Annotated in this window: 13 protein-coding genes; 5 read left to right on the top strand and 8 right to left on the bottom strand. The window is 74.5% G+C overall.

What is annotated here, in order from left to right:
- Positions 1-36: 36 nt before the first annotated feature.
- On the bottom strand, positions 37-459 hold the full coding sequence (gene nikR, locus WMF11_RS20500; protein ID WP_012236284.1) for a nickel-responsive transcriptional regulator NikR: 423 nt from the start codon (positions 457-459) through the stop codon (positions 37-39).
- Positions 460-473: 14 nt separating this feature from the next.
- Positions 474-1,592, bottom strand: a complete 1,119-nt coding sequence (locus WMF11_RS20495) for a hypothetical protein (protein ID WP_437978646.1) — start codon at positions 1,590-1,592, stop codon at positions 474-476.
- A gap of 365 nt (positions 1,593-1,957) precedes the next feature.
- Between WMF11_RS20495 and WMF11_RS20490 the strand changes: the two genes are divergently transcribed.
- The 3 genes from WMF11_RS20490 (at position 1,958) to WMF11_RS20480 (ending at position 8,318) form a co-directional block, all read left to right on the top strand.
- Entirely contained in the window at positions 1,958-3,151 is a 1,194-nt protein-coding gene (locus WMF11_RS20490; RefSeq protein ID WP_437978645.1) for an SPFH domain-containing protein, read from the top strand.
- A gap of 123 nt (positions 3,152-3,274) precedes the next feature.
- A complete protein-coding gene (locus WMF11_RS20485; protein WP_437978644.1) occupies positions 3,275-5,089 on the top strand; it encodes a protein kinase domain-containing protein in 1,815 nt (604 codons plus the stop codon).
- Between the two features lie 181 nt (positions 5,090-5,270).
- Complete coding sequence (locus WMF11_RS20480; protein WP_437978643.1) at positions 5,271-8,318, top strand: response regulator; 3,048 nt, start codon at positions 5,271-5,273, stop codon at positions 8,316-8,318.
- Positions 8,319-8,333: 15 nt separating this feature from the next.
- Here the strand turns inward: WMF11_RS20480 and WMF11_RS20475 are convergent, their stop codons facing one another.
- Genes WMF11_RS20475 through WMF11_RS20465 form a run of 3 tightly spaced genes read right to left on the bottom strand, consistent with a single transcriptional unit; the run spans position 8,334 to position 12,921 of the window.
- Entirely contained in the window at positions 8,334-9,446 is a 1,113-nt protein-coding gene (locus tag WMF11_RS20475; protein WP_437910108.1) for an ABC transporter permease, read from the bottom strand.
- Positions 9,443-12,133 (bottom strand): ABC transporter substrate-binding protein, encoded by a 2,691-nt coding sequence (locus WMF11_RS20470; RefSeq protein WP_437978642.1) that lies wholly within the window; start codon positions 12,131-12,133, stop codon positions 9,443-9,445. Before WMF11_RS20470 ends, WMF11_RS20475 begins: the two co-directional genes overlap by 4 nt.
- On the bottom strand, positions 12,130-12,921 hold the full coding sequence (locus tag WMF11_RS20465) for an alpha/beta fold hydrolase (protein WP_437553997.1): 792 nt from the start codon (positions 12,919-12,921) through the stop codon (positions 12,130-12,132). The genes WMF11_RS20470 and WMF11_RS20465 overlap by 4 nt, the downstream gene beginning before the upstream one ends.
- A gap of 455 nt (positions 12,922-13,376) precedes the next feature.
- Between WMF11_RS20465 and WMF11_RS20460 the strand changes: the two genes are divergently transcribed.
- The gene (locus WMF11_RS20460; protein WP_437300694.1) at positions 13,377-13,895 is read left to right on the top strand and encodes a MerR family transcriptional regulator; all 519 of its coding nucleotides are present in this window, start codon (positions 13,377-13,379) and stop codon (positions 13,893-13,895) included.
- Between the two features lie 241 nt (positions 13,896-14,136).
- A complete protein-coding gene (locus WMF11_RS20455) occupies positions 14,137-14,913 on the top strand; it encodes a sigma factor-like helix-turn-helix DNA-binding protein (protein ID WP_437978641.1) in 777 nt (258 codons plus the stop codon).
- Here the strand turns inward: WMF11_RS20455 and WMF11_RS20450 are convergent, their stop codons facing one another.
- The 3 genes from WMF11_RS20450 to WMF11_RS20440 are packed head-to-tail and all read right to left on the bottom strand — an operon-like array spanning position 14,914 to position 18,980.
- Positions 14,914-17,418, bottom strand: a complete 2,505-nt coding sequence (locus WMF11_RS20450) for a hypothetical protein (protein WP_437978640.1) — start codon at positions 17,416-17,418, stop codon at positions 14,914-14,916.
- Positions 17,406-18,278: a hypothetical protein gene (locus WMF11_RS20445; protein ID WP_437978639.1), complete on the bottom strand. Its 873-nt coding sequence runs from the start codon at positions 18,276-18,278 to the stop codon at positions 17,406-17,408. Before WMF11_RS20445 ends, WMF11_RS20450 begins: the two co-directional genes overlap by 13 nt.
- 60 nt (positions 18,279-18,338) lie before the next feature.
- Positions 18,339-18,980, bottom strand: coding sequence for an RNA polymerase sigma factor (locus tag WMF11_RS20440; protein WP_437910099.1), 642 nt, complete (start codon positions 18,978-18,980; stop codon positions 18,339-18,341).
- Positions 18,981-19,028 lie beyond the last annotated feature (48 nt).

Raw genomic sequence — 19,028 nt, 5'->3', positions numbered from 1 at the left:
CTGGAGAGCCCTCCTCCATCGGCGCGCCGCCCCTCGCTACCGGCGCGCCGCCCCCGGGAGCGCCGCGGCCGGCGTGAGCGCGCAGGACAGGACCCCCTTGGCCCCGGCGAGCTGCCCGGCGAGCTCGGACAGCTCCTGCCCGCGGCCCTTCAGCACCATCACCTGGAGCAGCCGGGCCGCGTCGAGGCGGACCAGCAGGCTGGAGACCAGAGACCCGGCGCGCCGCTCCTCCAGCTCGGAGATCCGCAGCACGAGCTCCCGCACCTCGGGCTCGTAGACGAGCGTCAGCGTGGCCGCCACCTCGGCCCCCTCGTCCAGCGCGGCGCGCGTCAGGTCCGCGCGGACCAGATCCCGCAGCGCCTCCGAGCGGTTCTCGTAGCCCTGCGCGGTGATGCGCCGATCGAACTCGGCCAGCAGCGCGCGATCCATCGCCACGCCGAAGCGGACCAGGTCGCTCATCGCTCGTCCCCCGTTCAGCTCTTGCGCCGCTCGAGGTGCCGCCGCGCGGCGTCCTTCACCGGCGACGTCACGTTCTTGCTCTTCGCGATGCCACGGAGATCGGACTCGCGCAGGTGCTGGACCAGCCGCGTCGCGACGAGCACCGGCGTCCTCGGGTTCTCGACGAGGTTCCGCTTCACCGTGTAGCTCTTCAGCCACTCGGGCGTCGTCGAGATGATCCGCAGCACCTCGTCCGAGATGTTCCGGTTGCGGCTGATGAGGACGACCTCCTCCTCCTGCATCTGCGGGCTGCGCACCGCGGCGCTGGCCACGAGGCGGTTCGAGTCGCGCACGAGCAGCATGCGCTCCTCGCGCGAGCCGAGCATCGCCCGCCGGATCCGCTGCGACATGGTCATGTCGGCGAGCCGCTTGTAGAGCGGGACGTACTGCTCCTTGATCGCCTCCTTGCCCTCCTCGTCCTCGACGTGGGTGTCGACCGGCTCGTCCGCGGCGAGCGCCTCCGCGAGCGCCTGCGTCTCGCTGAACAGCACGTCGTCGGGCGTGGGCTCGGGCGACGGCTCCGCGATGAGCTCGTCCTTGATCGCGACGCTGACCTCGCGCCACGCCGGGATGCCCGTGAGCTCGACCCCGTTGCGGGACGCGAGATCGACGAGGCGGTCGGCGGTCGACATCCGCGTGTTCTTGTTGAGGTAGAGCTTCTCGATGACGCGCGGGTTCTTGAGCAGCCGCTCCTCGTTGACGGCGATGAGCTCCGTCACCGCCTCGTCCCCGGTCCGCGCGAGCTCCTCGATCGTCTCCGCGGCGACGCCCGGCATCGCGAGGAGCCTCTCGACGACCGGGAGGCGGTCCGCGTATACGCGGGCCAGCCGGTCGATGACCGGCGGCTGCAGATCCGCGCCGAGCGCCCCCTGGAGCAGCGGCTCGGGGAGCGCCGCCAGCGTCTTCTCCGCGGTCTCGCGGGCCGGCTCCTCCTCGCGCGACGCGAGCAGCACGAGCACCGTCACGACGTCGCCCGGCTTGAGCCCGGGGGCGATGCCGCGCGCCGCCATCTCCCTGAGCTTCTGCGGCGCGCCCGGCTGCGCCAGCTTCTGCGCGGGCGCCGAGAGGGCGCCGACGTCGATCGGCGCGGTCATCGAGGCGCCCGCGCCAGCGCGGCCCCGTGCCAGGAGGACGAGCGCTTCGGCTGCCGAACGGCGGAGCTCGGGATCCCGGAGGACGCGGGCGACGCAGGGGACTCGGATGACTCGGGTGACGCCAGCGGCTCGACCAGAGCTAGCAGAGCAAGCGGAGCAACGGGCATACGGTCCTCCCGGCGGGCATTGCTGCCCTGCGATCTGCGGATTATCCTGAGGCCGCTGTGTGCCTGAAAGGCGCGGCGATCGTCAACGGAGAACGAACGGCGCGGGCCCTGCGCGCCGTCTGCCGGAATGAAGCCCGAGCCCGGGGGGCAGGGGACCGGCAGGTCCGTCACACCCAGCACACCGAAGAGGAGCGCGACATGGGGATTTTCGATTTCGTGAAGAGCGGCGTCCGCGAGATGATGATCGCGCGCCCGGACGCGGCGAAGCATCTCATCGTTTACAAGCACCCGGACCAGAACGTCCCCTTCTGGTCGCAGCTGACGGTCGACAGCGATGAGTGTGCCCTCTTCTTCAAGGACGGCAGGTACATGGGTTACCTGCCCACAGGGCGCCACACCCTCCAGACCCAGAACATCCCGTTCCTGAACAACCTGGTCAACAAGTTCACGGGCGGGGACGTCTTCATCGCCGAGATCTTCTTCGTCAAGACGCAGCCGGTCCGCGGCGTGCCGTTCGGCGGGCCGCTGGAGTCGATGGAGGACCCTGTCCTCTACGAGTTCGTGACGCCGCGCATCTTCGGTGAGTTCTCGCTGGTCGTGGTCGATCCGGTGCGGTTCGTCGTCGGGTACCACGGGCAGTGCGGCGGCAGCGGGGACAACGACGTCGTCCTGAGCTGGATCAAGGGCAAGTTCTTCATGAGCGTGAAGACCGTGATCGGCCAGGTCTGCGCGCAGCAGCAGAAGAGCCTGCTCAACCTCGGCGGCATGAGCATGGAGCTCGGCGCCCGCATCGTGCAATCCGCGCCGAACCTCGAGGAGATCGGCTGCAAGATCCTCGAGATCGGCAACTTCAACATCAACTTCGCGGCCGAGGACCAGAAGCTCCTCCGCGAGGCGAACAAGGCGCGCGGCGAGGCGCGCCGCGGCATCGGGGTCGCGCAGGACAGCGCCCGCGCGAAGCAGTTCGAGCTCGATCAGCGGTTCCAGCAGGACGCGCGGTACGTGCAGCAGCTGGCGGGCAACTGGCAGAACTACGCCGCCGGCCAGGCGATGATGGGCGCCGGCCAGGGCATGGCGCAGGGCGGCGACGGCAGCGGCGTCGCGGGGCTGGGCGCCCAGGTGGCGATCGGCGCCGGCCTGGCGCAGGCGATGAACCCCGCGCTCGCCGCGCAGGGCCAGCCCCAGTTCGTGCCGCCCCACATGCAGCAGCCGGGCGCGCCGCAGGGCTACCCGGGCGCGCCGCAGGGCTACCCGGGCGCGCCGCAGGCTGCCCCCGCCGCAGCCCCCTCGATCGAGCAGCGCCTGGAGCGCCTCGGGGAGCTCAAGAGCAAGGGCCTCATCACCGACGAGGAGTTCCAGGCCCGCAAGGCGAAGATTCTCGAAGAGATCTGAGTCCTTACCAGGCGGCGCCGGCCGCCGCGCGCGGCGACCCGCGGGGGGGCGCTCCACGGCGGTCGCCAAACTGGCGCCATCTGATCCGAACCACTGAGCGCGCTTTCGGCTAGACTCGATGGGGTGCCAGTGACGCTCCGCATGGCCGGGGATGCTCAGCCCGAGATGACCGCCGGCGAGTCCGAGGCTGCCGAGCTGTTCCATCGGGAAGACATCCCGCGGCTGCACGGAGACGAATCATTTGCCGAGCCGCCAGCGCTCAGCGATGTGCCGCCAGCGCGCAGCGATGCGCCGCTCCGCAGCGATGTGCCGCCGCGCGGGGAACCACTGCCAGCGCACATCGACGCGCGCCCGGCGCTGCCGGCGCTCCCGCCGCTGCCGGCGCGCTTCGACGGACCGGCCCGCCGGGGGAAGGTGAAGCAGACCCCGCGCGCGCGGCGCTGCCCGACCTGCAAGCAGACCTTCTCCGGCGACTCCCGCTTCTGCCCGTTCGACGGCGATCCGCTCGCCGACGCGCCCGACTGGAATCCATCGGCCGATCCGATGCTCGGGCGCACCATCGACGGCCGCTACGAGGTGCAGGCGGTGGTGGGGGAAGGGGGGATGGGGACGGTGTACGAGGTGCGCCACAAGTCGCTCGGCCGCCTCTTCGCCCTGAAGGTGCTCCGGCACGACATCGCGCAGGACGCCGAGCTCGTCGCCCGCTTCATCCAGGAGGCCAAGGCGGCCGCGGCGATCGGCCACCCCAACATCGTCGCGGTGAGCGACTTCGGCGCGATCGAGGTCGAGACGGGGCAGGCAGAGCTGCCGTTCTTCGTCATGGAGTTCCTCTCCGGGACCTCCCTCGCGTCGCTGCTGCGCACCGAGAGGACGCTGCCGGCCGACAGGGTCGGGCAGATCATGCTCCAGTGCGCCGCCGCGCTCGGGGCCGCGCACTCGGCGGGCGTCATCCACCGCGACCTGAAGCCCGACAACGTGTACCTCGTCCGCAACGGCGATCAGGAGTTCGTCAAGCTGCTCGATTTCGGCGTGGCGAAGGTGACCGGCGGCAAGCGGCTCACGCGCATCGGCATGGTGTTCGGGACGCCGCACTACATGAGCCCGGAGCAGGCGGAGGGGAAGCGCATCGACGCCCGCGCCGACATCTATGCGCTCGGCGTCCTCATGTACGAGTGCTTCGCGGGGCGCGTCCCCTTCGAGGCGGACACGTACATGGGCGTGCTGACCAAGCACATGTACATGTCGCCCGAGCCGCTCGAGCAGGTGATGCCCGACGCCACCGCGCTCGGCGCGTTCGGCCCGATCGTCATGCGCTGCCTCGCGAAGAACCCCGAGGAGCGCTTCTCCTCGATGGCCGACCTCGTCGAGGCCATCGAGCTCGCCCTCGATCCGCCGGGCCGCGTGACCTCCGTCGCGCCCCCGGGCGAGCTGCCTCGCCACGAGTCGGTACGGCCGCGCGCGTACGAGTCGATGCGGCCGCGCGCGACCGAGTCGATGCGGCCGCGCGCGACCGAGGAGATGCTCGCCCCGGTCCAGGCGCCCGCGGAGCCGTCCGAGCCGCTCTCGATGACCGCGCGCGTGGCGATCGCGCTCGCGGCGGTCCTCGTGCCCATCGTCATCGCCCTCGGCGTCCGCGCCTTGCGCGCCTCGACGCCCGAGGAGCTGCCCGAGGTCGCCGCCGCCGAGGCTCCCGGCGGCGCCCTCCCGGCGGAGACGGCGCCCGCCAGGGCGATCGACGAGCCGCCCGCCGCGCCCGCGGCCGCGACGGCGGCGCCCGCGCCGACCGCGCAGGAGCCGCCCCGCACCCAGGGCACAGCCGCCCCGATCCCGGCGAAGCCGACCGCGGCGACGGCCCGTCCGTCGGCGACCGCGGCGCCCACGGCGTCCATGGTAAGGCCGCAAGCAACCGGCGATATCGTCGATCCCTGGAAGCGCTGATCGCCCGATCGGCGCGCGACGAAACCTGGCCTTCCCAGCCGTCCTGTGTGCACGATGGACGACGTCGATCACCGGGCCCGCGGCCGCGGGACAAGCGATCGACGGCAGCGGCGACGCTCAGGGCGGAGCGCTTGACAGCGTCCGTTCGGGCTCGCCATCCTTCGCGAGGCGGAAACCTCTAGTGGCCAAGCAACAGCTCCTCCTGGTCGACGCGGATCCGCGCAGCGTTCGGGTCCTCGAGGTCAGCCTGAAAAAGGCCGGTTACAGCGTGACCACCGCGAAGGACGGAGCGGACGCTCTCGCGAAGCTCGAGGTCTCCACGCCGGACCTCGTCCTCAGCGACACGCGCCTCCCCAACGTGGACGGATATGCCCTCGTCCGCAAGATGAAGGAGCGCGCCGACTGGGCCTCGATCCCGGTCGTCTTCCTGACGAGCCAGCGGTCCATCGAGGACAAGATCCGCGGGCTGGAGCTCGGCGTCGAGGACTACCTCACCAAGCCGATCTTCGTGCGTGAGCTCATCGCGCGCGTGACGCTGCTCCTCGCGCGGCGGACGCGCGAGGGGATCACGACGCGCCACTTCTCGACGACGGGGCGGACCAGGTTCTCCGGGTCGATCCTCGACATGAACGTCGTGGATCTGCTGCAGACGTTCGAGGTGAGCCGGAAGAGCGGGATCGTCCACCTGTCGCACGCGGACAACGAGGCCCAGGTCTACTTCCGCGAGGGCAAGGTCGTCGACGCGACGCTCGGCCGGCTCTGCGGCGAGGAGGCCGTCTACCGCGCGCTGCTGTGGAACGAGGGGACGTTCGAGGTCGAGTTCTGCAAGGTCGACAACCCCGACGGGATCGAGACGTCGACGCAGGGCCTCCTCATGGAGGGCATGCGCCGCGTCGACGAGTGGGGCCGGCTCCTCGAGGCGCTGCCGTCGCTCGCGACCGTGTTCGAGGTCGACAGCGAAGAGCTGCTGGAGCGGCTGAACGAGATCCCCGACGAGCTGAACGGGATCCTGCGCCTGTTCGACGGCAAGCGCACGCTGATGCAGGTGGTCGACGCGTCCCCGTTCGAGGATCTCTCGACGCTCTCGACCATCTCGAAGCTCTACTTCGAGGGGCTGCTGGTGCCCGCCGCCGCGCTCCCGCCCGACGACGTGGTGCCGAGCGAGCCGGAGGCGGCGTTCCACGACGAGTTCTCGCCGCTCTCGTCGCCGTCGAGCGCGCGGCGCTCCAACTCCAACTACCCCGAGGGGAGCCCGGGGAACGCCGGCCCCGACGACCTCGAGGACGCCGCCGTGGTCCCGGCGCCGCTCTCGAACCGGGTCTCTCCGGCGGTGCTCCCGCGCTCCCGGCCCGGTCACGAGCTGCACGCGCCGGCGGGGGACCCCGACGCGGAGTCCCCCGGGCGCCCCGTGACGACCCGCAGCGCGGTGCACGGGCCAGGGGCGGTCGGTCGAGCGGCCAGCGCGAGCGCCGCCGTGGCGCGATCCGCGCCGGAGGGGGCGCGCGCGCCGTCGGAGCCGCCGCGGAGCGCCGTGTCGGCCGCGACGGCGCGCTCCGGCGCGGCGGGTGGCCGCGCGCCGTCGGAGCCGCCGCGGAGCACCGTGTCGGCCGCGGCGGCGCGCGCCGGGGCGACAGCGGGCCGCGCGCCGTCGGAGCCGCCGAGGAACGCCGTGGCGCGTCCTGTCGCGGCGGGTGGCCGCGCGCCGTCGGAGCCGCCGAGGAACGCCGTGACGCGCCCTGTCGCGGCGGGTGGCCGCGCGCCGTCGGAGCCGCCGAGGAACGCCGCATCGCCTGCCGAGGCCGCCCGGGTCACGCGGCCGCGCGCCGAGGTCGATCTCGACAAGGACACCACGCTCGCGAGCAGCGATGAGGCCCCGCTCACGCGACCGCTCGTGACGCCGCGCAGCTTCGCGCAGAAGCAGCGCTCCACGAAGAGCGACAGGCCCGTGGCCGCGGCCGGTCCCGCCGAGCAGCGCGTTCGCTCCACGCCCCCCGAGGCGCCCGCAGCGGCGCCGCCCGAGCCCGCGGCGCCACCCGCGCCTGCGGCAGCGCCGCCTGCGCTTGCGGCGGCAGCGGGCGTCGCGCTGCCCGCCGGAGAGGAGCGCACCCCGGCGGCGTCGACGAGCCCCACGCTGCGCCCCCGCCCGCCGAGCGACGCGCCGCCGCCTGTCGCCGTCCCGCGCGCGGCGGAGCGTGCGCAGGCGCCGCAGCCCGTCGAAGCGAAGGCCGGGGAGGCGCGCCCGATCGTGGCCCCCCCGCCGCTGCCGGACGCCGCGCCGGCCGGCGCGGCCCCGGCGGCGAGCCTCGCGGCGGCGCCGGACGACGCGCCTCCTGGCGACCGCGGGCCGATCAGCGAGAGCGAGCGCTTCTTCCTCGGCGGCGGGGTGGACGTGCCGGAGGGGATCGCGGCGCAGGAGCATCCCTCGGCCGAGGACGCCGACACGACCGCCGGCGCGGTCGAGGCCACGCTCTTCGGGCCCCGCCACGAGGAGCGCCGGGCCCGCACCGCGCGGATCGTCGCCGGCCTGGTCACGGCGCTCGCGCTCGGGGCCGCCGGCGTGTGGCTGGTCGGCCAGACGGGGCGCCCCGTGCCAGCGGCCCCGGTCCATGCGCCCTTGCCGGAGGAGGGACCGGCGGGGCAGCACTCCGCGGCAGTGCCCGCAGCGGCCATGGCCGCGTCGGAGCCGGAAGGAGAGCCTGCGGCCGCCGCCGCGGCGGGGCTCTCCGCAGCGACCCCCGCCGACGCCCCGGCTGGCCAGCCGGCCGCGCCGGCCTCCGCGAGCGCGCGGGCGAAACCTGCCGCGGCGAGCCCCGCGCCGGCCGGAGCGCCCTCCGAGCGCGCTTCGCACGCGCCGACCACCGACGCGGCGCCGCCGAGCGCGGCGGCGACCGCGGGCCAGCCGGCCGCACCGGCGCGGGAGCCGGAGCCCTCGGCTGCCCCGCCCGCGTCCGCGCCTGCCGCGCCCGCGCCTGCCGCGCCGGACGAGGGCGGGCCCCTCTCGACGCGCGTGATGCGCGCCCTGGAGTCGGGGCAGACCGGCAAGGCGGTGCAGCTCGCGCAGCAGCTCACGGCCGCCTCCCCGGGGAGCGCCGCGGCGTGGCACCTGCGCGGCGCCGCAGAGCAGGCGGCCGGGCGCGGCGGGCGGGCCTCGTTCCGCAAGTGCGCCGAGCTCTCCTCGCCCGAGTCCTCGCTCGGCGCCGAGTGCCGCGCGCTCGCCGGCATGCCGTGAGCGTGAGGTCCGCGCTCAGCGCGACCGCGACCTGAGCCGGGGATCGAGGGCCAGGGCCGCGAGATCGAGCGCCACGGTGGCGAGCACGATGGCCGCCGCGGAGAAGAGCACCGTCCCGACGATGAGCGGGCCATCCCGGTTCTGGAGCGCCTCGACCGCCATGCTCCCGACGCCGGGCCAGCGGAAGAGCTTCTCCGTGACGATCGCGCCGCCCGCCAGCGCCCCGAGGTCGAGCGCGGCGAGCGTCGCGAGCGGCAAGAGCGCGTTGCGCAGCGCATGGACGACGAGCGCGCGCAGGCGAGAGGCGCCCTTGGCCCGCGCGGTGCGGATGAAGTCCTGGCGGAGCAGCGTCCGGAGCTCCTCGCGGACGATGCGCGCGTAGAGGGCGCTGCCGAACACGCCGAGCGTCAGCGCCGGCAGGACGAGGGAGCGCAGGTGATCGGCCGCCGTGACGCCGTACCCGTCGTAGGGCAAGAGCTGGAGCTTGTAGGCGAGCACGTACTGGAGCGCGGGGCCGATCACGAAGGTCGGCGCGCTCGCGCCGAGCAGGGTGGCGCCGAGCGCCGCGTCCTCCCAGGCCGTCCCGCGGCGGATCGCCGCGACGATCCCGAGCGAGAGGCCGAGCAGGAGCTGCACCAGCAGGGCGGCCAGCGCCAGCTCGACGGATCGCGGCACCTTCGCCTCGAGCAGGTCCACGACCGGCTTGCGGTAATGGAAGCTGTAGCCGAGGTCGACGTGCAGGCCGAGCGGCCCCGCCGCGCAGCTGCGGTGCTCCGGATCGGCCCGCGCGCCCGCGCGGGCGCCAGGGGCTCCGCCGTCGCCGACCCCCGCGGGGCCGACGTGGACGAGCCGCCGGACGAACCGCGCGAACTGCACGGGGACCGGGCGATCGAGCCCGTGGATGGCCCGCGCGCGCTCGAGGTCCGCCGCCGAGGCCTGCGGCCCGACGAGCATCCGCGCGGCGTCTCCCGGGAGCAGGTACGCTATCCCGAACGAGACGGCGGTGACCCCCGCGATGACGATCGCGGCCCAGCCGAGGCGCCGGAGCAGGCGCGCGAGCGCGGAGCCCACCGCGGAGGCGCGGCCCGGGCGGGGCGTGGAGGCACGGCGCGCGCGCGTGGTGCTCATCGGGGGAGGGCCGCGCGCGCGAGCAGCGCGCGGAGCGGCGTCGCGGTTCGTGGCGCGGCGGCGCGCGGCCCTCCGCCGGCCGCGGGCCGCGCGGACGGGTCGAGCCAGACCTCGTGGAGGCGGGACATGAGCGCGGCGGCGCCCTCGTGGCCGCGCACGTAGGGGTGCCAGAGCTCGAGCTGCCGCGCCGTGTACGTGGGCACCCACGGCGCGCGATCGCGGACGATGCGCTCGGCGCGGTCGTAGAGCGCGAGGCGCCGCGCGCGATCCTGCTCGGCGTGGGCGGCGTCGAGCGTGCGATCGAGCTCCTCGTCGCTGAAGAAGGCGTAGTTCTGCGAGCCCTCGTCGCGGATGGCGCGCGTGGAGAGCGTCGGCTCGAAGACGCTCGCCGGGTCGGGGAAATCGGCCTGCCAACCGACCCAGCCCATGGGGACGGCGCGGCGCCGCGAGGCCTCGGCGAGGTAGGTCGCCCAGCTGACGAGCCGCAGGCGGACGCGGAGGCCGATCCTGGCGAGCTGCTGCTGGACGATCTCGCCGATCGCCTGCTCCAGCGTGTCCGGGACCGCGATGTAGTCGATGACGCCCGGGTAGCCGCCCCTCCCGGTCGCCGGGTCGTACGGGTAGCCGGCCTCGGCCATCTGCGCGAGCGCGCGCGGGAGGTCGTGCTGCCGCATCGGCGCGTCGCGCGGGGGGCCCGGGATCGACGGCGGCAGCACCCGGTCGAGCGCGAGCAGATCGGGGCGCACCTTCTCCAGCACGGTGGGGTCGAGGGCGAACGCGACGGCGCGCCGGACGGCGAGCTGGTCGAACGGCGCGAGCTCGGTGTTGAGGAAGACGGCGTTCGTCCTGTCCCGCGTCACCCAGCGCCTGCGCCCCTCCCACCCGGGCGCGGCGCGGTAGGCCGCCGCGTCGATCGCGGTCAGATCGCGCAGGACGTCGAGCTCGCCCTCCTCGAACTTGTAGCGCTGGGTCGTCGCGCGCACGCCGGTCTGCCACGCGATGGCGTCGAGGTACGGCAGGCCCGGGCGGAAGTACCCCTCGTGGCGGGCGAGCCCGATGCCGCCGTCCGGGTCCCACCGCGCGACGCGGAACGGGCCGGCGCCGCACGGCGGCGGCGGGCTCGCCGCGTCGACCGTGGCCCCGGACGAGGGGCACACCGGCGCCATGAACGCGAGCGTCATGAGGGGCAGGAACGTCGCGTCCGGCGCGCGCAGATCGATCGCGACGGCGTGATCGCCGAGCACCCGCACGCCGGCGAGGTGCGGCGCCGCGCCCGCGTGGTACTCGGCGAAGCCCTCGATCATGTCGTACTGGCTCGCGCCCGGGCTCGGCGTCCTCGGGTGGAGCGTCCGCTCGATCGAGCGCTTCACGTCGGCGGCGCGGAGCTCCGCGCCGTCGTGGAACCGCACGCCCTCGCGCAGCGTGAAGACGTACGTCCGCCCGCCGCGCTCCACCTCGATCGCGCGCGCGAGATCGGGCGTGATGCGGCCGCCCTCGTCCCACGTGACGAGGCGGGCGAAGACGAGCTCCGCGACGGTGCTCGAGAGCTCGTCGTAGGCGATCGCCGGATCGAGCGCGCGCGCGTTGACCGTGGTCGCGAGGCGCAGCGTCCCGCCGCGCACGGGCGCGCCGGGCGCCGGCTCGCCGCCGAGGGGCGCGCGGACGCCGCCCGTCGAGCCGCCCGAGAGCAGGAGCAGCGCCGCGCCCGCGACGAGCAGATCGACCGGCAGGCGGCGGCCGCGCGGGAGCGCCGCGCCGGCCGGATCGAGCGCGTCGCGGAGCCCCTCGCTCGCGCGGTGGAAGCCGAGCACGGCGAGCACGATGGCGAAGCCCGGCGCGGCCACGAGCAGCGGCCTTACCCCGAGGTACGGCTCGGCCTCGTGCAGCATGCGGCCCCAGGTCGCGGTCGGCGGCTGCGCGCCGACGCCCAGGTAGCCGAGGGCGGCCTCCGCGAGGATCATCTGCCCGGCGCTGATGGTCGCGAGCGCGAGCAGCGTCCCGCCCACGTTCGGCAGGACGTGCCGCCGGACGATGTGCAGCGGCCCCGCGCCGAGCGCGCGCGCCGAGGCCACGAAATCGCGCTGCGCGAGCTCTGCGGTCTTGGCCCGGACGACCCGCGCCGCCCCGGTCCACCCCGTGAGGCCGAGCACGAGCAGGATCGTCCCCACGTCCGCGCGCCCCACGGCGACGCCGATCGCGGTCACGAACAGGAGGTACGGCAGGGCGAGGATCACGTCGACGAGCCGCATGAGCGCGCCGTCGAGCGCGTCCGCCCGCGTGCCGGCGGCCATGCCGGCCGTGACGCCGACGAGCGCGCCGAGCCCCGTGGCGAGGGCCGTGGACGAGAGCGCGACGGCGAGGGAGAGCCGCGCCCCGTGCGCGAGGCGCGCGAGCAGGTCGCGGAAGAGCGGGTCCGTCCCGAGCCAGTGGGCGGCCGACGGCCCGGGCGGCGCGCCGGAGGCGTCGCGGGCGAGGGTGAAGTCGCTCGCGTTCGGGTCGTGGGGGATGACGGCCGGCCCCACGGCGGCGAACAGCGAGAGCAGCGCGACGATCCCGAGCCCGAGCAGCGCCGAGCGGTCCCCGAGGAACCGCCGCGCCGCGTCCTCGCCGAGGACGGCGCGCCCCGCGCGCCCGGCCGCTCGCGCCGCGCCGCGCGAGAGCCGAGCCCAGCGCGCCGCCGCCGTCACCGCTTCCCTTCGAGGAATTGCGTTACGAGCGCGACGAACTCCCCCGGCCGCTCCTCGTGGGGCGAGTGCCCGGCGTCCATGATCTCGAGCATCGCGCCGGAGATCTCGCGGGCGAGCCGCTGCGCGCTCGCCGCCGGGAAGATGCGATCGTCGCGCCCCCACACGACGAGGGTCGGCGCCGTGATCCGGGTAAGGCGCGCCACGACGGGGCGCGCGTCGAGCACCGCGCGCATCACCGCGTGGGCGCTCTCGCGCGCCGAGGGGGCGTTGAAGAGATCGTAGTGCCGGTCGACGCGCGACAGCGGCACGGCCGCGTCCGCCCGGAACACGTCGTCGCGGAAGTACGACCGGAACGTGCCGCGGCCGTGGAGCTGCTTGAAGACGATGCCGCCCACGACCGGCAGGAGCGGGAGCTTCATCTTGAAGCTCATCGGGAACGGGTAACAGAGCGCGTCCTCCAGGACGAGCCGCTGCACGAGCTCCGGGTGGTTGGCGGCCAGCGTGATCGCGACGGCGGCGCCCATCGCGTGGCCGACGAGGTGCGCGCGGCCGACGCCGAAGGCGGCGATGAGGTCGGCCACGGCCTCGGAGAACGTCTCGATGCCGTAAGCGTACCGCGCCGGGCTCGGCTTCTCGCTCTCGCCGAAGCCCGGGAGGTCCGGGGCGATGACGTGGAACCGCTGGGCCAGCGTGTCGATCACGTCATCGAACTCCAGGTGGCTGACGAGGAAGCTGTGGATCAGCAGCAGCGCCGGGCCGTTGCCCGCGCCGGCGACCAGGACCCGCATCCTGACACCCCGGGCGGTGACATCCCTGATGACGCGTTCGACGGGTCGGGGGGCGGCGGGAGAGGCCGAGCCCCGACCCTCGCTGGCGAGGGCTTTGGCCATGGTGGCGGCGAGACTATCAGCCCTTTTGTCTGAAAGGACCGATGTGTGTCAGGGTACGGGGCATGCCGCTGCACGAGCCCCGCTGGGTGTCGGGCGCCCCCCTGCTCGCACCCATTGCACCGCGCGTCGTTTTTTTCCCACCCCGGCCCCCGACCCGCGCCGTGCCGGGCGGGCCGACGCGTCGCTCCTACGGACGAAAAATGTCCGAGGTATGTCAAGAACCCCGGCAAAGCACCGCGTCTCGCGACAGCCACACAATAATCGTAGTCGCGTCAATTGACTGTATTCCATTCAGTGGAATAGAGTCGCCCGCGTCGGTTGGGTAGGGCCTCCGGCGATCGATGGGAGGACCGGTGCAGAGGATCCCTGAGGAGGTGCTTGATCGCATCGAGCGGGAGCACGCCCAGGGGATCACTTCGAGCGATATCCTCGAGCTGTTCGCGGCTCATGGCATCAAGTTCAGCGAGGCGACGCTCCGGAAGTACGTGCAGCTCGGCTTGCTCCCGCGAAGTGTGCGGGTGGGGCGCAAGGGCAAGCACCAGGGCTCGCAGGGGATGTATCCGGCCACGGTAGTCCGCCAGGTTCAGCGCATCAAAGAGATGATGGCCCAGGACTACACCATCGAAGAGATCCAGCGTGAATTCCTGTTCGTGAGAGGTGATATCGAGGAGCTCGAGCGCACGATGACCAAGGTCTTCAATGCGCTCAGGGATGCCGCCAAGGAGAGGCGGAGCGAGACGAGCGGCAGGGCGATAGCCCAGGACCTCGCGAGCGCAGAGTCGCTCGCGCGGGAGCTCGTCTCCAAGCTGGCGTTGATAGAAGAGCGCTTGATGGCGCAAGCGCGGCTCACGAAACAGGCGGCTTCCTCTTGAGGGGCCGAGTCGCGGGGCTTTCGTCGTCGTGAAGTACATGGGGCCGCGGGCGCGGCCCCACCTGGGTTTGATGCGATCGACGGGACGGGCATCGGCTCGTTTCGTCGCAATTTTTTAGGGACGGCATCCGGCTTTACGTCGGGCTAAAGAGCGGATCCCTCTGCGTTCGAGCTGGGACTCGGACGTACGGGGAGAGACGCGCGCGCTTGAGAGCGGAGACGCTACCAAACGGAGGCAGCGCATGGCGACGGTGTCTGACAGCGAGCTCGAGATCTTCGGCCTGGACGGTGCGGATGCGGCGGAGGGCGATCGCGACCCAGCGGGCTCAACGGAGCCCGTCGTGGAGGGCGCGCTCGCGCTCCAGGTCGACCCCGCGGAGTCGGGGAACGCCATCACGCGCGAGCAGCGCAGGTCGCGGCGCAAGCGCGAGATCCGGGCGCGGACGATCAGCGTCAAGCGCATGACCAAGCGCGAGCTCGAGATCGGCCGGATGCTCTACCCCGAGACCGACTACTACAAGCCGCGGGCCCGCGCCGAGTGCGTCGACGGTCCGAGGCCGTGCCCGTACGTCTCGTGCCAGCACCACCTCTATCTCGACGTCTCCGCCAGGACGGGCGCCATCAAGCTGAACTTCCCCGATCTCGAGGTCTGGGACATGAACGAGACGTGCGCGCTCGACGTCGCGGATCGCGGCGGCACGACGCTCGAGGACGTCGGGGCGATCATGAACCTGACCCGCGAGCGGATCCGCCAGGTCGAGGTCAAGGCGCTCGCGAAGCTAGAGGCGCTGAAGGACATGTCGGCGCTGCGCGATTACGTCGACGAGGGTCCGGTCGGCAAGCGCCGGCTCCCCGTGCTGACCCAGCCGGACGACGACGAGGACGAGGAAGAGGTCGACGAGGACGAGGACGAGGCCACGTGCGCGGACGGCGACGCTGATGACGAGGGCCTCGACGCGACCAGCGCCGGGCGGCCGGCAGAGCTCGAGGACGCGGGCGACTTCGACGGCGGGGAGTGATCAGTCGGGCCGGGCCTCGACAGTCACGATAGCGTCCGCGCCGAGCGCGCCCGCCAGGAAGGCGCGCCATGCGGCCAGCGTGATTTTCGGGGCGGCCGCGCGGGAGGGGCGGCCGTTGAACAGGTGGATGAGCCGGCGCCTGGGCTCCGCGAGCGCGTCGCGCTCCCGCCGGGTGAGGTGGGCCTCGGCGCGGCCGAGATCGGCGTCGGTCACCCGCTGCGCCAGGCCGGCGAGGAGCTCCTTCACGCGGGCCGAGGCCTCGCTCAGCTCGCCGGCCTCCGCCCTGAGCTCGACGGCGAGCGCCGCGGCGCGTGTCCCGCCGAGGACGCGCGCGCTCGCGCGGGCCGCGAGCGGCCGCTTCGCCGGCGCCGCGCTGGCTGGAGCCGGGGACGCCGTGCTCGCCGCGGGAGAGAGCGCGGCCGCGAGCAGTCCGCCTTCGCCGTTGAGGGCGAAGGCCGTGAGCTCGGCGAGCTCGCGCGCCGTGGGAGAGGCCTCGCGCGCCGCAGGGAGCCGCGCGCCGACGACGGCCTGCGACAGGGCCGCCCCGGCCGGCAGGCGGGCGTCGTGGTGACCGGGCCGGGGCACCACCGCGCCGTCCGGTGAGCCGCACCCGCGCGGGGTGAGCCGCGGCGCGAGCCAGCGCTCGGCGGCCTCCGCCGCGGCGGCCGCCTGGGAGGCGTCGGCGTTCGCGAGGACGGCGAGCCGGAGCGGGCCGGTCGCGAGGGCCTGCCAGCGGAGCTGCACGGTCTCGAGCGCGCCGCTCGCCACCCGGTCCCAGACGCCGAACGGCTCGATCCAGGACGGGTGGTCGGGCGCGATCGCGGAGGCGAAGGCCTCGAGCGCCGCGGCCCGCCCTCCGGAGAGGTGCTCCAGGTGCTGGAGCGCCGCGGCGCGCGCCAGCGTCAGCGCCTCGGGGCCCAGCGTCGTCGCCGCGACCGTGCGCGCGGCGGCGTTCGCCACCCGGCGCCCGAGCTCGGCCGGGGTCTCGCGCTCGTCGCGGAACGGCGCGTGCGCGATCACGCCGACGGCATCCGCCGTGACCCACGGCTCGATCGTGACGTCGAGCTCGCGCCGCCGGGTCTGCACGGCGGCGAGCGCGGCGAGCGCCGTCGCGCCGGCGTCGTACAGCCCTTCCTCGGCGACGCCGCACGGGCTCCCGAGCAGGACCCAGACCTCGCCTTGCCCGCGCTCGACCAGCGCCCGCCGCTCCAGGGAGGGCTGGGCTCCCGGCGCGAGCGCGCGCGAGAGCTCGGCCTCGAAGCGCCGAGCGCCGGCCTCGCCCGGCGCCGCGGGCTTCGGCGGGTCGGCGCTCGGAGGGAGGCCGAGCGCCGTCGCCCACCGCTCCGGCGGCGCGCCCGGGGCGCTCCCCGAGAGCGCCCACCACGCGGCGCGCGCGCCGGCGTCGCGAGGGTCCTGCGCGGTGAGGACCTGACGCGTGGCGACGTCGGGGTGCGCCGGCGCCGAGAGGCCGCGGCGGATCTCCTGCCGCGCCACCGCGGCCGCGAGCGCCGCCGAGGCCTCGAGGGGCGGGGCCGTGGGCAGATCGGCGGCCTCGATGGTCACGCTCACGCAGCCGCCGCGCGGGCGGGCGACCCCGAGCACCTCGACGGCGCGAAACGGGGAGGGGAGCGCCGAGAGGCGCGCGCGGAGCGGGGACCCCGGCGCGCCGAGCCGCTCCGCCGCGGCGACGGCCGCCTGGGGGCTCGCGACGCGCGCGGCGACGGTCACGCGGGCGGCGCGCCCTCCGAGCTGGTTCGTCGTGTACACGCCGACCGTGTCCGCTGCGGGCCAGGGGTCCGTGGGCGGGCCGCCCGCCGGCCAGGCGTCGATGCCCTCCGCCGCGCGCGCCGCCTCCTCGCAGAACGCGGCGGGGCCGACGGCGGCGATCGAGGTGCGCCCGGCGTGCAGCGCCGCGGCGCGCCACCCCTCGAGCTCCCGCGCGCCCGCGGGCGTCGCCAGATCGACCACGGGCTCGGCGCCCGCGAGGCCCAGCTGGCCGGTGCAGGCCGCGATCGGCGAGAGCTCCGGCGCGTCGAGCGGGCTCGATCGGAGCGCCTGCGCCCGCTCCGCGGCCCGGGCGACCTCCGGGCTGCCCGACGCGATGGGCTGCGCGAACGCCGCCGACAGCGCGCGCAGGAACGGCGCGACGCGCGCCGCGTCCCTGACGAGAAAGCGCACGCGGAAGGCGCCGCGGTCGATGCGCGCGTCCACGTCGAAGCCGGCGGCGAGCAGGCGCGCCTCGACCACGCTGGCGAGCGCCGTCGTCGCGACCGAGCCGAGATCGGTCGCGACCGAGGCGACGAGCGCGGGCGCGGGATCGCCGTCGCGCGAGACGAGCGCGAGCCGCGGACGGGCGTCGAGGTGGCGCACCTCGATGCGCCCGACGCTGCCCTCGGGCGTCGAGGCGAGGGCGTGCCCCGGCGCCGACGGGCCGCCGGGCGCCGCGCCTTGGCAGGCCGCGAGCAGGACGAGCGGCGAGAGGAGCGCGGGCCTCAGGGAGCGCATGCGTCGTCGGAGGGCAGCGGCGCGCCTTCCCGCTGGAAATCGGCCGGGCAACGCGGGGCGATCTTGAAGCCGTAGAAGTAGGTGAGCACGCCGGTGACGGACCGGAAGGAGGCGCCGTCCGCGAGCGGCGGCCCCTCGCGCTCGAGATCGTAGAGCTCGTTCGAGAGGCGCGGGACGTCGGCGGGGCGCACGCCGGTCCCGACGTCGATCGACGCCGCGTAGCGGCCGTCGCGGCTCGAGGGGTCGCCGGCGATGCTGACGCCCTCGACCCGCACGAGCATGCCGATGTACGGGCGCGCCGACGCGTAGCCCCTCAGGTCGTCGAGCGGCACGTGGATCGGGACGGCGGGGCGGTCCTCGAAGCGGAAGCTCATGGTCCCGCCGAGCTCGGGCAAGGTGCGGCAGCCGCCGAAGCGGCCGGCGGAGGGGCCGAGGAACTCGGTGAGCTCGCCGAGCACGTCGACGACGTCGCCGGGGATGAGCCGCAGATCCGGGGGGTCGAACGCGGGCTGGAAGACCGTCATCCCCGAGTAGGGGACGGGCTTGTCGGCGCTGTCTTGCACGTAGTGGTTGCCGCGCGCGCCCTCGCCGGTCTCGTCGAAGCGGTCGATGGCGACGAGGGTGGCGCCGGTGACGTGGGCGCGGCGAGCGGGCGGCGCGGCGCAGCGCCGGCTCTCCTCGTCCTCCGGGTCGAGCCAGCCGGCGTCGCCGACGATCTCGGCGACGCGCGCGCCGCCGCCGCGCTCGTCGGCGAGGGGGATCGCGGGGGCATCTCCGTCGCCGCCGCCGCACGCGCCGAGCAGCGGGGCGGCGGCCGCGATGAGCGGGAGCGCGGAGGAGGTGCAGGGCGGGCGAGCCATCCTCCCCGGCTCATACCACAGGGCCGACGGCCGCCGAGCCCCCTTCGGGGGAGGGACACGTCACGCCGCGAGGCTGACGCTGGACAGCATCGCCTCCAGGCGGCTCTGGATCTTGTGGCGCTTCGAGTACACCGTCTTCACGCTGATCCCCATCCGCGCCGCGATCTGCTCCGGGGGCAGGCCCTCGGCGAAGTAGAGCGCGACGAACTCGCGGTCCTTGTTGGAGAACGCGTGGAGCACCCGCCCCACGAGCGCGGCGCGCTCGCGGCGCTCGGCGTGCTCCTGCGGCGACGGGCGCTCGCAGGGGAGCTCGACCGCCGCGTCGTCGAGCGGGGCGCAGCGCGGCGCGCGCCTCCTCGATCGCAGATGGTCGTACGCGCAGTGGACGGCGAGCGTGCCGATCCAGGAGCTCAGCCGCGCGCCGCGGCCTGCGTCGAAGGTCCTCAGCTTGCGCATGTCGTTCGAGAGCAGCTGCACGAGCAGCGTTGCGTGGATGTCGCGGATGTCGTCCTGCGCGACCACAGCGGAGAAGCGGGCGATCACGCCGCTAATGCAGCGGTGGACGAGCCGATCGTAGCCGGCGTGGAAGGCGCGCCAGGCGCGCTCGTCCCCCGCGATCATCGCCTCCACCAGCGCACCTTCGGCGAGGTCGCCGAGGTCTTCGGAGCGTCCGTTGTCGCAGAGAAGCAAGTCGTTGGGCATGCCTCGCTCCTGTGCACCCGACGTGCCAGCGAGGACCGATGCGCGACG

Source organism: Sorangium sp. So ce295 (assembly GCF_051527405.1).
Classification (GTDB): Bacteria; Myxococcota_A; Polyangia; order Polyangiales; family Polyangiaceae; genus Sorangium; species Sorangium cellulosum_B.
The sequence above is the reverse complement of the archived record's forward strand: the minus strand, read 5'-3'. Positions and strand labels throughout refer to the sequence as shown.

What these genes read in the sequence shown, in the direction of transcription:
- nikR (WP_012236284.1), bottom strand. Translation starts at nt 459, where the DNA reads ATGAGCGACCTGGTCCGCTTCGGCGTGGCGATGGATCGCGCGCTGCTG.
- WMF11_RS20495 (WP_437978646.1), bottom strand. Translation starts at nt 1,592, where the DNA reads ATGACCGCGCCGATCGACGTCGGCGCCCTCTCGGCGCCCGCGCAGAAG.
- WMF11_RS20490 (WP_437978645.1), top strand. Translation starts at nt 1,958, where the DNA reads ATGGGGATTTTCGATTTCGTGAAGAGCGGCGTCCGCGAGATGATGATC.
- WMF11_RS20475 (WP_437910108.1), bottom strand. Translation starts at nt 9,446, where the DNA reads ATGAGCACCACGCGCGCGCGCCGTGCCTCCACGCCCCGCCCGGGCCGC.
- WMF11_RS20465 (WP_437553997.1), bottom strand. Translation starts at nt 12,921, where the DNA reads ATGCGGGTCCTGGTCGCCGGCGCGGGCAACGGCCCGGCGCTGCTGCTG.
- WMF11_RS20455 (WP_437978641.1), top strand. Translation starts at nt 14,137, where the DNA reads ATGGCGACGGTGTCTGACAGCGAGCTCGAGATCTTCGGCCTGGACGGT.
- WMF11_RS20450 (WP_437978640.1), bottom strand. Translation starts at nt 17,418, where the DNA reads ATGCGCTCCCTGAGGCCCGCGCTCCTCTCGCCGCTCGTCCTGCTCGCG.
- WMF11_RS20445 (WP_437978639.1), bottom strand. Translation starts at nt 18,278, where the DNA reads ATGGCTCGCCCGCCCTGCACCTCCTCCGCGCTCCCGCTCATCGCGGCC.
- WMF11_RS20440 (WP_437910099.1), bottom strand. Translation starts at nt 18,980, where the DNA reads ATGCCCAACGACTTGCTTCTCTGCGACAACGGACGCTCCGAAGACCTC.